Raw genomic sequence first — 13,752 nt, forward strand, 5'->3', positions numbered from 1 at the left:
GTCGAGAATTAATGAAACGTCGTATTCAGGCGGCTGCGGCCGCCAATTTTATTCACCCTGAATTTGTTGATCCCGATTTTTCTGCAACGGTGATACGGTGGCAGAAACAGCATGGCAGACATGGATTACCCTGGCAGCAAAGCCGCGAAGCCTACCGCGTCTGGTTATCCGAAATCATGTTGCAGCAGACGCAGGTGAGCGCGGTCATTCCGTATTACCAGAAATTCTTACAAAGTTTCCCTACCGTCTTTGATCTTGCCGCCGCACCCGCTGAAGATGTGATGGCGCACTGGAGCGGACTCGGCTATTACACCCGCGCCCGCAATCTGCATCAGTGCGCAAAGCAAGTTGTGGAAAAATATCAGGGACAGTTTCCCGCGGATCAGGCCTTGCTCGAACAATTGCCGGGCATAGGTCGTTCCACTGCCGCCGCGATTACGGCATTTTCGTATGGCACGGTGGCGGCCATTCTCGATGGCAATGTCAAACGTGTTTTTGCGCGGGTATTCGGTATTGCCGGTTATCCTGGTACCAGAGTTATCGAAGACAGTATGTGGCAACGTGCGTTGGCGCTGTTGCCGGAAGAGGGCATTGAATCCTATACGCAAGGTCTGATGGATTTCGGCGCCACCTTGTGTACCCGCAGCAGCCCTGCTTGCGGGCGTTGTCCTTTGCAGGCACGCTGTGTTGCTTTTGCCGAAGGCCGTACTGCCGAATTGCCCACCCGCAAGCCGAAGAAACAAGTAAAAGAAAAGCGCGCTGTGATGCTATTGCTGCTGGATCAGAATCGGGTTTTATTAGAGCGGCGCCCTGACAGCGGCATCTGGGGCGGCTTACTATCATTGCCCGAAGTTGACGGCATGCAGGAATACATCGCGACTGAGGATGATGCCGACGACGCTACCGTTACATTCAAGGTGATGACGCCCGCCTTGCTGGCGCTGACTGCGCGGTTTGGCGAGGTTGAAATCCGTCGTGAATTGCCGGTGATTGAGCATGTGTTCACACATTTTAAGTTGCATATTCATACAGTGGTGGCCGAGCTGACGCAACATGCACCACAAGTGGCTGACGCCAATTATGTCTGGCTGGATTTGAAGCAGGCGGCTGATGCGGGCTTGCCAGCGCCGATCAAAACTTTGCTGAATTCCTTAGCGCAAGCGGAATTGCAGCTTTAATTGTTTGTCGTGGTTTTGTTGCGGAGATGATTCTTTGCCACGCGAGGCAATCGCGAACTCATCCTCTTATCCGTGGTTTTCGTCGCTGATTTCGTTGTTTTGTCGCAAGACGGACTTTTTATATATTGTTCGCTTTACACTACGCTCCTCGATATTGTTTATTCAGGAGACCACCTTGCGAAAGCATATTTTCCTTGCGGTTTTTGGTATTTTTTCAGCCGGTGCGTCGTTCGCCGCTGATACCGTCACCAGCCCCTGCCGTTTACCTGAATTTCCTCAGGAATTGCGATGCGGAAAAGTTCAACGGCCGTTGAATCCGGCGGAGCCGGGCGGCAAAAAAATCGATGTACATTACGTTGTATTGCCTTCGCAGGATAAAAATAAACTGCCTGATGCCGTGTTCTTGCTTGCCGGTGGTCCGGGGCAGAGTGCGATCAGTCTCGCCAGCTTTGGTCAGGCCATGTTCAGCCGTTTAAATAAGCGGCGTGATCTGATCTTTGTCGATCAGCGTGGTACCGGGCGCAGCGCCTCGCTGGCTTGTCCTGAACTTGAAAATTCACCAGATGTTGCCGATGACGTGCAGATGCAAAAGCAATCAGACGCTTGTCTGGCGCGTTTAAAAACCTTGCCGCACGGTGATCTGCGTTTTTACAGTACCAGTATCGCGGTGCAGGATATTGAAGCGGTGCGCAAGCAACAGGCGTACGACAGAATTAATCTGGTCGGTGCTTCGTATGGCACTCGCGTAGGTCTTGAATTTGCCAGACAATTTCCCCTTTCAGTGAAGCGCATGGTACTTGATGGCGTGGTGCCGCCGGATATGAGTCTGCCGGCCGCTGATGCGCAGGCTGCACTGGATGGCGTGTTTCAGGATTGCGCCCGGCAAGCATCGTGCAATGCGGCTTATCCGGCGCTGGCACAGCAATGGAAAAGTTTAAGCACGCGCATGCCGCAATCTGTCAGTGTCACGCATCCTCGCCTGGGGACACCATTGAAATTCAATATGACGCATGACGTTCTTTTAAGTCTGGTGCATAAGACCTTGTATGCACCGACGACGGTCGCCGGTTTGCCGTATGCGCTGACGCAGGCAGGTCAGGGCAACTACCAGCCGCTGGTTACTTTGAGTGGTGCTACGAATCTGCCCGGCCCAGCGGGAATTAATTACGGCATGCATTTTTCGGTCTGGTGTTCCGAGATATTTGCACACCCCTTAGCGCCTCCTAAAGATGAATTTGAAAAGCTGATGACGGATATGTATCAGCGCACTTGCAAAAACTGGCCGCGCGCCAGTATTCCGGCGGAATTTTTCTCGATTCCTGCTGCACAGTCGCCAGTCATGTTGCTGAGCGGTGGCATTGATCCGGTCACGCCTATACGTCATGGTGCAGCCGTTGCGAAAGCACTGGGTTCGCAGGCCGTGCATATCACGATAGAGAACGCTGGTCATGGTTTGCTGGCGCAAGGCTGCGTGCGGGATGTGGTTTATCGTTTTCTGAACGCCAAAGAAAATACCGATGCGCTGAAAGTTGATAGCAGTTGTGTCCGTCAGATTCCACGCCCATTAGCGTGGCAAGCTCTGCAAGCCGGAAAGGAAGTGCAGCCATGATTATCGTCAACGATTTACATAAGACTTTCGTCAGACAAGGAAAAGTCAGCACAAAAAATATCACCGATATTGCGCGTATGCTGGGGCTGATGAAGAAAAAAAATGAAGTAGTGAATGCCGTGAACGGTGTCAGCTTTACTGCGCAGGACGGCGCGATTACTGGCCTGCTTGGCGCAAACGGTGCCGGTAAAACGACCACACTACGCATGGTCGCCGCCTTACTGAATCCTGATCGCGGTGACATTACGGTCGATGGCATTAAGGTGCAGGCGGGCATTTCATCGACGCAATCGCAGATGGGCGTGTTATCCGATGCGCGCGGCTTGTATCCGCGACTGACGGCTCGCGAGAATATTCACTACTACGGTTTGTTGCATGGCATGTCCGCAGAGCAGGCGGCACAGCGCACCGAGCAACTGTCGCACTGGCTGGAAATGGGCGCGTTACTGGACAGACGTACCGATGGTTTCAGTCAGGGCGAACGCATGAAAACAGCACTGGCGCGGGCATTGGTGCACGATCCTAAGAACATCATTCTTGATGAACCTACCAATGGTCTTGATGTCGTGGCGACACGCGCGTTGCGTGAATTTTTGCGCTGGTTGCGTTCTGCTGAAGGTGGCGGTAAATGCATTATTTTTTCCACCCACATCATGCAGGAAGTGGAGCGTCTGTGTGACGATGTCGTCATCGTGGCGCAGGGGAAAAATGTTGCGCGCGGCACCGTTGCCGGCTTGTTGCAACAGGCGGAAGAGAACAATTTTGAAGATGCCTTCGTGAAGCTGGCATTTTTGCAGACCGCTAATGTGACGAATAACGTGATGAATAATGTGACGATGGGAGCGCGCGGATGAAAGCGATGTTAACGATTTTTCGCAAAGAGATAAAAGATGCTTTGCGCGACCGCCGCACCTTGATGACGGCCTTGCTGAGTTCCCTGCTTGGCGTTCCTCTGATGCTGTTTATTTTCTCGACTGTATTATCGCAGGTCGAGTCACAGGAAGAGAAACGCACAGTGCTGGCGGTTGGTATCGAATATGCGCCGCAACTGGAAAATTTCATTTTGCGGCAGGGATATCAGATCAAAGCTGCTCCGGTGGATTATGAGGCCAAATCACGTAGTAAAGAGCTGGATCAGCCGGTGTTACTGGTGCCGCAGGATTTTGAAAAGAAACTGATGACGGGCGATAAAGCCATTCTCGAAGTTGCGTATGACAGCAATAATCGTCAGGCCGAATTCGGCTTGCGACCACTCAAGCGTTTGCTGGAAGCCTTCACGCAGGAAACCACGCTGATGGGCTTGACCATGCGCGGCATTTCCACCGAATTATTGCAGCGGATTGAGGTTCGCGAGCGGCGTTTGCAAAAGCCGGAAGAACGCAAAGCATCGATCACGGAAATGCTGCCGATGATGGTATTGATGGCGATTATCATCGGTGGCATGTATGCCGCGATTGACACCACGGCGGGGGAACGTGAGCGCGGCTCGCTCGAACCGCTGATGATGAATCCGGTCAGCGGCTGGCAACTGGCGATAGGCAAATGGGGCGCGGTGGCGGCGGTAGGAATGGGCGTGGTGGTGTTGACGATCTTCAGCTTTTTTCCGTCGCAGTGGCTGATTAAAAATGACACTTTGCGCGCTGAGTTTCAATTCGGTATCAAGGATGCAATTGGTTTTCTGATGGTGCTGTTGCCGTTGGCGGCGAGCATGGCGGCGTTACAGATCGCGATTGCGCTCGATTGTAAAAGCTACAAAGAAGCGCAGGTTCGCAATCAGATCGTGACCATGTTCATTCCGTTCGTCAGCCTGATTCCGATTTTGTTCCCGGGGCGTGAACCGGCGTGGTTCAAATGGGTGCCGGTGCTGGCGCAGAATCAGATGATGAATCAGGTGTTAAAAGGCGAGGTGCTGCACCCGCTGACGGTTGGTATGGCGCTTGCCACCTGCGTTCTGATTACCGTGATTTGTCTGATGTATATTGCGCAGAAAATGCGCAAGGTAGTGATGGTGTAACGCGTATTTTAGCGATACTCCCCCCTCTTTTTTAGAAAACCCCGTTGATGTCCTTATGAATAAACGGGGTTTTTATATACTCCGGGGGAGTATATTTTTTTCTAAAAATGCTCAGTGCAGCCTGCGGTGTCTGACCAGCACCTGCTCTGACTGCTGAAAATGGCGGCTCAGTTTTTCTACCATGTAGACCGAGCGATGCTGGCCGCCGGTACAACCGATGGCGATGGTCAGGTAACTGCGATTGTCGTCTTTGAACGACGGTATCCATTTCGTCAGAAAAGCCAGAATATCTGCATACATATCCTGCGCCATGGCCTGATTGTCCAGATAGCCAATGACAGGGGCATCGCGCCCGGTCAGTGGCCGCAGTGCCAGATCGTAGTGAGGATTCGGCAGCATCCTGACATCGAAAACATAATCGGCATCGAGCGGTACGCCGCGTTTAAACGCAAATGATTCAAACATCAGCGTTAATGGCGCATGCGGCATGTCGATCATGTTCTTGACCCAGCTACGCAACTGATTGGCGCTCAGGTCTGTCGTGTCGATGACATGGGCTAAGGCCTGAATTTCGGCCAGAATTTCACGCTCTTCTTCTATGCATTCAATCAGGCTTAATTTTTCGACACAAGCATCTTCCCGGATCAGCCGGTGCGACAGCGGATGGCTGCGCCGCGTTTCTGAAAAACGGGCGACCAGCGAATCAGTGCTGGCCGTGAGAAAAAGCATTCTGACTTCGTGTCCGGCCTTCGATAAAATCTGCTTGGTCTGCAGGACGCCGGTCAGCTGGCTGGCGCTGCGCGAGTCAATCGCAACCGCGACCTGCGGTTCATTCGATAAAGTTGTGATTAATTCCGGCAACAGGCTGGGCGGTAAATTATCGACGCAGTAATAGCCTGCATCTTCCAGTACATTCAGCGCGACCGATTTTCCTGAGCCGGAAATACCGGAGATCAGCAGGATTTGCATGTCAGTCTCCCGCCTCCATCGCGCGGCGCTGGCGTTCCATGAAATCTTCCAGTGTATTAATACCGCGCAATTGCAAGATCGTATTGCGTACCGCTGCTTCCAGCAAAACGGCGATGTTACGACCCGCCGCAACCGGGATCACGACTTTGCGTATCGGTAGTCCCAGCACATCTTCGGTTTGTGAATCGATAGGCAGGCGTTCGTAATTTTCTTCGAGTGTGCTGCGGCGAACCAGATGCACTATCAGTTTCAGCCGCATTTTGCGGCGCACTGCTGTTTCACCGAAAATCGTTTTGATATCGAGCAGACCCAGACCGCGGACTTCCAGCAGATTTTGTAAAAGCTCAGGGCAGCGGCCTTCTATCATGTTCGGTGCAATGCGGGAAAACTCAACCGCATCGTCCGCCACCAGACCGTGGCTACGGGAAATCAATTCCAGACCCAGCTCGCTTTTACCTAAACCAGATTCACCGGTAATCAGTACACCTACGCCCAGCACGTCCATGAAGACGCCGTGCATGGTGATTTTCTGTGCCAGTTTTTTCGACAGATACACGCGCAGATAATCGATCACCTGCGCCGAAGGATAAGGCGTAGAAAACAGGGCGATGTTGTTATCGTCACAGGCAGTCAGAAATTCCGGCGGAGAATCGAGTCCCTGTGCGACGATCAGTGCCGGTGGCTCACCGGCCACCAGTTCCCGGAAAAGGTTGGCGCGGGATGCACTGGATAAACGTTCAAAGTAGGCTAACTCCTGCGGTCCAAGTACCTGAATGCGACCCGGATGAATCAGATTTAAATGGCCAACCTGATCCGCAGAGGAGGCTGCATCGCCGATGATTTGTTTATCAGCACCTGCAAAGCCGGCGAACCAGCCGAGCTGCATGATGTCGCGATTGTCATCGTAAATTTTTTGTATCGTTAATTCAGTGAGTAAGGGCATGGATAAGCAATAAAAAAATCAGACGACAACAAAATGGTGTGTCAGGAAACGGCGGAAACGTCCGGACGCCAGGCAAGAATTTTTTCGTGCACGACGCTGGCGCTGGCTTCTGCGTTTAATTCGTCACGGAAGCTTTCATTCGACAACATCTCGGCAATTTCTGACAGTATTTCCAGATGTTGTTGCGTCACATTGTCTGGCATTAACAGGAAAATCAGCAGTTTGACCGCCTGCCCATCCGGTGACTCAAACGGAATGCCGTCTTTCAGTCTGACTAATGCTGCGATCGGAGTTTTCAAACCCTTGATGCGTCCGTGCGGGACGGCAACGCCGTGCCCCAGTCCGGTGGAACCTAAGCGTTCGCGCGCAAACAGATTATCGGAGACGGTAGAACGGGCGATGCCGCAATTATTTTCAAATAACAGGCCTGCTTGCTCGAATGCACGTTTTTTACTGGAAATTTCCAGGTCCAGCAGTACGTTGGCGAGGGGAAGAATTTTTGCGATATTCGTCATAGTGCAAGATCGGGTTACAGCAGAGGGTTTGGTGTGCAAAGGCGAGTCCGGTGCGAACCGAATTATAGGCTGCTTTTGGAGGGGGCGGCAAATTAGCGCAACTTCACTGCTGTCTGTTGTTCTTCAACAGTTTTTCAAACTGCTCAGCGGGTAAGGGCTTACTAAAATAATAGCCCTGCATTTCCTGACATCCGGAGTCGGTCAGGAAAAACATTTGCTCTGCATTTTCCACACCTTCGGCGGTAATACTCATACCCAATGCGTTGGCCATCGCAATAATCGCGTGCGTGAGGACGACAGAATCCTGATTTTCCGGAATTTTACTGATAAAGGAGCGGTCAATTTTCAGGTTGTCGATAGGGAAGCGTTGTAAATACGATAAAGAGGAGAAGCCGGTACCAAAATCATCGAGCGAGATACTCACGCCCAGCGCTTTGATTGCGTTAAACATCGGCAACAGGCGATCAATCTCACCCATCAGCAAACCTTCGGTGATTTCCAGTTGTAAAGCCGAAGGCGGTAAGCCGGATTTTTGCAGGGTTGCAGCAATAAAATCGCACAACGTCACATCCTGAAACTGACGCGGAGAAATATTCACGCTGACCACCAGATCGGGAACCAGATTGTCCCGCCAGTATTTTGTTTGCTGGCAGACTTGTTCCAGTACCCAGCGCCCTATCGGCAGAATCAGTCCAATTTCTTCAGAAATTGGTATGAACTCATTCGGAGGAATTAAACCCTGGCCGGGCATTTGCCAGCGTATCAGGGCTTCAGCACCGACGATACGCGATGTTTGCAGAGAAATTTTAGGCTGATAATAAACGAGGAATTCCTGCTCGGTCAGCGCCCGTCGCAGATTCGTTTCCAGCGTGTACCGATGCTGGGCGCGAGTATTTAATTCCGTTGTAAAAAACTGATAGTTATTCCGGCCTGATTCTTTGGCGTGATACATCGCGGAATCCGCGCACAGCATCAGCGTAGAGGCATCCAATCCATCATGCGGCGAGATGCTGATACCGATGGAAGTGCCGAGATAATATTCATTGCCATCGATGATGAAAGGATCGCGCATTCTTGCCAGAACGCGTTCGCTGAGGTCGCGCAGGTATTGCACATCTTCGACATTTTCGGCAACGATCACAAATTCATCGCCACCTAAGCGGGCGAGCAGATCGGTGGTGCGTATGCATGAACTCAGGCGTTTTGCAACATCGCGCAGCAAGCTGTCTCCGGCGGCATGTCCTGCCGTGTCGTTGACGTATTTAAAACGATCGAGATCCAGAAATAATATCGCCACGCGTTGCTTTTTTTGCTGCGAATCAGTGAGCGCCCGGGTCAGTCTTAAATTCAGTTGATGGCGGTTCGGCAGGCCAGTCAGCGCGTCAAACGATGCCATGAACTTTAACTGCTGCTGCGTTTCCCTGACTTGGGTGGTATCGGTGAACGACAGTAAAACGGCAGAAACGGAAGTGCTGCGGTTTTTAAAAATCGGGAAGCAATTGATCAGTAACCAGACGATAGAACCATCACTTAATTCCACGCTGGTTGATAAATTCAATATCGGTTTGCCGGTGCGAACAACGGTAGAAGCCGGATCGTCACCGAGTCGGATATCTTTCCCATCCTCGCTCATCAGGCGTTTGAAGTAACGGTGGCGGCGACTAATTTTAGTAATATCGTCTATCTTTAAAATTCTGAGTGCGCTGGGGTTACTGGTCAGGATTTGTCCTCCTGGCGCAATCACCATAATGCCTTCGGACAGATTAGTGACAACGGAGCGATAGCGTTCTTCGCTTTCTTCCAGCGTTTGCTCCATGTTCTTTTTATCGATCGCCAAACCGATCAGATCGCAGGCATCAATGATCATGGCCTGCTCATCCTCACCCGGGCTGTGCCGGTGCCGGTAATAGACGTCCACCGTTCCCAGCACGCTGTTAAAAGCGGTACTGATAGGATACGACCAGCATGCTTGCAAACCATGTTCCAGCGCGCTGGCTTTGAATTTTTCCCACATCGGACTATGTGCGATGTCCTGAACGATGGTCAGGCGGTTGTAATGGACTGCGGCGGCGGCTGTACAGCTGTCTGTGCCAACTTCAATATTGTTGAGCAGGGAAGTGAATGTTTCCGGCAGAGAGGGCGCGGCACCTATCGTGATTTGCTTGCTGGAATGATCAAACAGGCTGATTGCGCAAAGGGCGTTGTTGTCCAGCAAGCGTTCCATGCGGTCACAGACATCTTCCAGTATGTGAACCAAGGGTTTGTCCAGCGCTATCATCTCGAGAATCTCTTTCTCGTGATGCAGTGCTTCGTGAATTCTGCTGGCTTTTGCGTCTAGGGAGTTATTCCCGTTGCGGCTGAATACCTGAAGACCATGCCGGTGCGTTTCACGGGCACTTAGCAATATTGCCGGCTGCCCCTGATAGTCAAAGCTAACGCTGCGGACTTCAATTTCTTGTTGTTGACCATCGAGTGCGATGCATTGATAAAAGTGCAGATCGTCGTGATTGCCGGGTGTCGGTATGATTCCCCCGCCGGGTTGCCTGGCGAGTAAGAAGGCCTCAGGCTTTAAGCCCAGCACTTGTACCAGATCAGCGGCTTTTATTAAAGCCAGCCCGGCAGGATTTGCATAAGCGATGCGATTGTCGATCAGGACATAGAAGGCGTCAGGATGCTGTTCCAACAAGGTTGCATGCCATTCGTCATCAAGGATGTACGCAGGAATGTTGCTACTCAGGAGTGGTGGAGGCAATTTCACGACAACAATTCTGGAATCTGTTCGAACTTCGGTTGTTGCACTATGGCAATGTACGCCATCAATAATGACAAACTCTTAGTCGCTTCGTCAATTGTTTAGTTCAAATCCAGACGCACAAATAACAACAAGACGTCGCCATTCCCTTTATTTTGCGAGATGCGCGGCACATAGGATGCCATTAATTTACTTTTGCGGGTACCGATGGAGGCAATCGGTAATACTGCCGGAAACGGAACGCCTGAGAAGTAATCGGCGCGGCTGATTAACAAGGCGGTAGCACCAACGCCGACTTCCAGTTTTTCAGACAGCGGCTTCATCCATTGATAGGCATAACCTGCCATCGGTTGCGGTTTGAAATGAGAATCAGAAATAATCATTGCGTACAACAATTCTTCATTGTCTTTTTCATTCCGTATCGTTTTGGCAAAACCTAAACCCCATGCGCGTTCATTCAATTCTGCGAGGCGCTCACGGGTGTATGTGTTGCGGCCATGATGAGCGTAACCGGATAGCAGTAAAGACAAATCACCTTTGTCGAGAATATTTTCAGCTTTCGCTTTGCCGCTGTCCCACCAGCTTTCGTCTTCTTTTTGTTGCGCATGAACAGTGCCGCTTAATGCCATCAGCAAACCTGACATGCAAAAAAAACGATGTAAAAATGAGATTTTAGAAATAGACATAATCAATTCAGAAAAATATAAAAATGTGCAGAGTTTCCTGTACTGCTTCTTATTGCCGCGCGTTCCGGTCATTTGCAGGTTTTTTTCCGGTCGAGAAATTACTGCGCCAGGGATTGATATCAAGTCCGCCGCGGCGGGTATAGCGTGCATAAACTGATAACTTCTGCGGTTTGCAGTGGCGCATGATATCAACAAAAATACGCTCGACACACTGTTCGTGAAATTCGTTGTGATTACGGAAACCGATCAGATAGCGCAACAGACTTTCCTGATCAATCTGCGCGCCGACATAGTGAATCTGTACGCTGCCCCAGTCTGGCTGACCAGTCACCAAACAGTTGGATTTCAGTAAATGAGAAATCAGCGTTTCTTCAACGATCGCTTCTGCCTGATTGGCACGCAGCAATTCCGGTGCAGGCGTGTAAGAATCGACTTCGATATCAAGTCTGTCGAGCAGAGTACCTTCAAGTTCTGCCATCGTCAGCGAGCCAAAATTGTCTGACAGCGTCAGTTGCACATGCACAGGCGCACCAGCTGCCGCAGATAAATCGGCTTGCAGCAAGCTGATTAATGCATCGCTGCCGGCCAGTTTTGTCTGATTAAACGAATTCAGATACAGCTTGAATGACTTCGATTCGATGATGTTTGGCGAATCTGCCGGCACCGTGACCGTGGCAATCGCGACTTGCGGTTTGCCGCGTAAATTCAGCCACGACACCTCGTAGGCATTCCAGATATCGATGCCAAAGAAAGGCAAGGTATTACCGACGCCTATCTCTTCGCGTTTACCCGAGCGGGGAATCGGAAACAGCAGCGAGGGATCATATTCTGCTTTGTAGGTGGCGACTTTCCCGAGTAAAGATTGCTCGGGCAGATTACCGGATGTTGATTCAGTCATTGCAAAGTCAGTTTGGCTTTTGGCCTAAAAATAATTGATAGACAGGATTATTGCTTTCATCCCAGTATTGATAGCCGAGTGTCGATAAAAATTCGCGGAAAGCACGCATTTCTTTTTTCGGTACCTGCAATCCCACCAGAATCCGCGCGTAATCCGCACCATGATTACGGTAGTGGAACAGGCTGATATTCCAGTTCGGCGCCATGCTATTGAGGAAGCGGGTCAGTGCGCCAGGGCGTTCTGGAAACTCAAAGCGGTACAGTAATTCGTTTTCCGCCAGTGCACTTTTACCGCCGACCAGATGGCGGATGTGCATTTTTGCCAGCTCGTCATCGGTCAGGTCTAACGTCGGAAAACCATGCTTTTCAAAATTTCTGGCGATTTTGCCAGACTCGGCGCGACCATTGACTTGTATGCCAACGAAGATATGCGCGTTTTTCTCGTCGTTGATGCGGTAATTAAACTCAGTGACGTTACGGTCACCGACCAGTTCGCAAAAACGCCGGAAACTACCACGTTCCTCTGGAATAGTAACGGCAAACACGGCTTCGCGCGCTTCACCGACTTCGGCACGTTCAGCAACGAAGCGCAGGCGGTCGAAATTCATATTCGCGCCGCAGGCGATGGTTACCAGTGTTTCGTTTTTCAGTGGCTTTTTATTCGCTTTGGCGCGTTCGATATACGCCTTGCAACCAGCGACCGCCAATGCCCCGGCAGGTTCAAGAATGCTGCGGGTATCCTGAAATACATCCTTGATCGCGGCACAGACGGCGTCGGTATCGACAGTGATGATCTCGTCGACGTACATTTTTGCCAGTCTGAAGGTTTCTTCGCCGACCAGCTTGACCGCGGTGCCGTCAGAAAACAAGCCCACATCGGTCAACGCTACGCGTTTGCCCGCTTTCAGGCTGCGTGCCATTGCATCTGAATCGACGGTTTGCACGCCGATAATTTTGATTTCCGGGCGTATCGCTTTCACATACGCCGCTACACCAGAGATCAGACCGCCACCGCCAATAGCGACAAAAATCGCATGGATAGGTGCAGAGTGCTGGCGCAAAATTTCCATGCCGATAGTGCCTTGTCCGGCGATCACGTCAGGATCGTCAAACGGATGCACAAACGTCAATTTACGTTTCTTTTCCAGCTCAGACGCATAGGCTGCCGCGTCTGAATACGAATCCCCAAACAGCACAATCTCGACATTCTCACCACCATGCGCACGAACCGCATCAATCTTGACTGGCGGCGTAGTGGTCGGCATCACGATCACCGCTTTACAACCGACGCGTTTCGCACTGAGGGCGACCCCCTGCGCGTGATTGCCGGCAGAAGCGCAGATGACACCGCGTTTGAGTTGTGCCGGTGTCAGATGGGCGATCTTGTTGTAAGCGCCGCGCAATTTAAAGCTGAAGACACTTTGCATATCCTCACGCTTGAACATAATTCGATTATCCATCCGCGCTGACAGGCTGGGAGCGAATTCCAGCGGAGTTTCAAATGCAACGTCATAGACGCGCGCAGTCAGGATCTTTTTCAGATAATCAGTGCTCATATGCTTGAGAAAGTGAGTGGGATGGTGGGAAACATGGCTCCTATTATAATGGATGTCATTTCAGCTGACCTTTGGAATGACATGATAGAAGCAGGTGTGCAATGGTTGTTTAGCGTATTAGCTCTACCCAAAGTAGGGCTCAGCTCCGTATTTATTATCAGTTTTATTTCTGCGACGCTGATTCCTATGGGCTCGGAACCCGCCGTATTTGCGGTGATTAAAGCCAACCCTGAATTATTCTGGCCTGCGATGCTGGTCGCGACTCTGGGTAACACGCTGGGTGGCGTTGTTGATTATGCGATGGGCTATGCCGCGAACCGGGCATTTCATCATGAACGTCAGAGTTTCTGGTTTGCTTGGTTACAGAAATTCGGTGCGAAGACTATGTTGCTCTCCTGGCTTCCTGTCATCGGTGATCCTATCTGTACGCTGGCCGGGTGGCTGAAGCTGCCTTTCTGGCCCAGCATCGCCTACATGGCACTGGGAAAATTCCTGCGTTACCTGACGGTCAGTTCTTTACTGCTCAGTGTGCCGGATGGTTTCTGGCACAGTGTTGCCAAGTTCATTTTTTGATCTGTCGTATTTCATGCAAATTTAATTTTCCTACGCTTGAACAGCGCTGAGAAGCGTTGA

The 13,752-nt window shown here is 51.1% G+C and carries 12 protein-coding genes; 5 read left to right on the forward strand and 7 right to left on the reverse strand.

Going from position 1 to position 13,752, the window contains the following annotated elements; translation table 11 throughout:
- The first annotated feature begins 11 nt into the window (after positions 1-11).
- From mutY to H8K38_RS10160, 4 genes are all read left to right on the forward strand, one after another.
- Positions 12-1,178 carry an A/G-specific adenine glycosylase gene (mutY, locus tag H8K38_RS10145; protein ID WP_186884715.1) on the forward strand — a complete coding sequence of 389 codons (1,167 nt, stop codon included), beginning with the start codon at positions 12-14 and terminating at the stop codon, positions 1,176-1,178.
- Positions 1,179-1,353: 175 nt separating this feature from the next.
- Entirely contained in the window at positions 1,354-2,787 is a 1,434-nt protein-coding gene (locus tag H8K38_RS10150) for an alpha/beta hydrolase (RefSeq protein WP_186884716.1), read from the forward strand.
- A complete protein-coding gene (locus tag H8K38_RS10155; protein ID WP_186884717.1) occupies positions 2,784-3,641 on the forward strand; it encodes an ATP-binding cassette domain-containing protein in 858 nt (285 codons plus the stop codon). The genes H8K38_RS10150 and H8K38_RS10155 overlap by 4 nt, the downstream gene beginning before the upstream one ends.
- Positions 3,638-4,801: an ABC transporter permease gene (locus H8K38_RS10160; protein WP_186884718.1), complete on the forward strand. Its 1,164-nt coding sequence runs from the start codon at positions 3,638-3,640 to the stop codon at positions 4,799-4,801. Before H8K38_RS10155 ends, H8K38_RS10160 begins: the two co-directional genes overlap by 4 nt.
- 111 nt (positions 4,802-4,912) lie before the next feature.
- Here the strand turns inward: H8K38_RS10160 and rapZ are convergent, their stop codons facing one another.
- From rapZ to ilvA, 7 genes are all read right to left on the reverse strand, one after another.
- On the reverse strand, positions 4,913-5,770 hold the full coding sequence (gene rapZ, locus H8K38_RS10165) for an RNase adapter RapZ (RefSeq protein WP_186884719.1): 858 nt from the start codon (positions 5,768-5,770) through the stop codon (positions 4,913-4,915).
- A gap of 1 nt (position 5,771) precedes the next feature.
- Entirely contained in the window at positions 5,772-6,713 is a 942-nt protein-coding gene (gene hprK / locus H8K38_RS10170; protein WP_186884720.1) for an HPr(Ser) kinase/phosphatase, read from the reverse strand.
- A gap of 41 nt (positions 6,714-6,754) precedes the next feature.
- The gene (locus H8K38_RS10175; protein ID WP_186884721.1) at positions 6,755-7,228 is read right to left on the reverse strand and encodes a PTS sugar transporter subunit IIA; all 474 of its coding nucleotides are present in this window, start codon (positions 7,226-7,228) and stop codon (positions 6,755-6,757) included.
- A 103-nt stretch (positions 7,229-7,331) separates the two neighbouring features.
- Positions 7,332-9,986 (reverse strand): EAL domain-containing protein, encoded by a 2,655-nt coding sequence (locus H8K38_RS10180; protein ID WP_186884722.1) that lies wholly within the window; start codon positions 9,984-9,986, stop codon positions 7,332-7,334.
- A 95-nt stretch (positions 9,987-10,081) separates the two neighbouring features.
- Positions 10,082-10,666, reverse strand: a complete 585-nt coding sequence (locus H8K38_RS10185; protein WP_223826803.1) for a hypothetical protein — start codon at positions 10,664-10,666, stop codon at positions 10,082-10,084.
- Positions 10,667-10,715: 49 nt separating this feature from the next.
- Positions 10,716-11,564, reverse strand: a complete 849-nt coding sequence (gene queF, locus H8K38_RS10190) for an NADPH-dependent 7-cyano-7-deazaguanine reductase QueF (RefSeq protein WP_186884723.1) — start codon at positions 11,562-11,564, stop codon at positions 10,716-10,718.
- 7 nt (positions 11,565-11,571) lie between these two features.
- Entirely contained in the window at positions 11,572-13,119 is a 1,548-nt protein-coding gene (ilvA, locus tag H8K38_RS10195; RefSeq protein ID WP_186884724.1) for a threonine ammonia-lyase, biosynthetic, read from the reverse strand.
- A gap of 81 nt (positions 13,120-13,200) precedes the next feature.
- Here ilvA and H8K38_RS10200 point away from each other — a divergent pair, with 81 nt between their 5' ends.
- Complete coding sequence (locus H8K38_RS10200; protein WP_186884958.1) at positions 13,201-13,692, forward strand: YqaA family protein; 492 nt, start codon at positions 13,201-13,203, stop codon at positions 13,690-13,692.
- Positions 13,693-13,752 lie beyond the last annotated feature (60 nt).

Origin of the sequence: Undibacterium sp. FT79W (assembly GCF_014284215.1) — a bacterium.
GTDB classification, from domain to species: Bacteria; Pseudomonadota; Gammaproteobacteria; order Burkholderiales; family Burkholderiaceae_D; genus Undibacterium; species Undibacterium aquatile.

What these genes read in the sequence shown, in the direction of transcription:
- mutY (WP_186884715.1), top strand. Translation starts at nt 12, where the DNA reads ATGAAACGTCGTATTCAGGCGGCTGCGGCCGCCAATTTTATTCACCCT.
- H8K38_RS10155 (WP_186884717.1), top strand. Translation starts at nt 2,784, where the DNA reads ATGATTATCGTCAACGATTTACATAAGACTTTCGTCAGACAAGGAAAA.
- H8K38_RS10160 (WP_186884718.1), top strand. Translation starts at nt 3,638, where the DNA reads ATGAAAGCGATGTTAACGATTTTTCGCAAAGAGATAAAAGATGCTTTG.
- rapZ (WP_186884719.1), bottom strand. Translation starts at nt 5,770, where the DNA reads ATGCAAATCCTGCTGATCTCCGGTATTTCCGGCTCAGGAAAATCGGTC.
- hprK (WP_186884720.1), bottom strand. Translation starts at nt 6,713, where the DNA reads ATGCCCTTACTCACTGAATTAACGATACAAAAAATTTACGATGACAAT.
- H8K38_RS10175 (WP_186884721.1), bottom strand. Translation starts at nt 7,228, where the DNA reads ATGACGAATATCGCAAAAATTCTTCCCCTCGCCAACGTACTGCTGGAC.
- H8K38_RS10185 (WP_223826803.1), bottom strand. Translation starts at nt 10,666, where the DNA reads ATGTCTATTTCTAAAATCTCATTTTTACATCGTTTTTTTTGCATGTCA.
- queF (WP_186884723.1), bottom strand. Translation starts at nt 11,564, where the DNA reads ATGACTGAATCAACATCCGGTAATCTGCCCGAGCAATCTTTACTCGGG.
- ilvA (WP_186884724.1), bottom strand. Translation starts at nt 13,119, where the DNA reads ATGAGCACTGATTATCTGAAAAAGATCCTGACTGCGCGCGTCTATGAC.
- H8K38_RS10200 (WP_186884958.1), top strand. Translation starts at nt 13,201, where the DNA reads ATGATAGAAGCAGGTGTGCAATGGTTGTTTAGCGTATTAGCTCTACCC.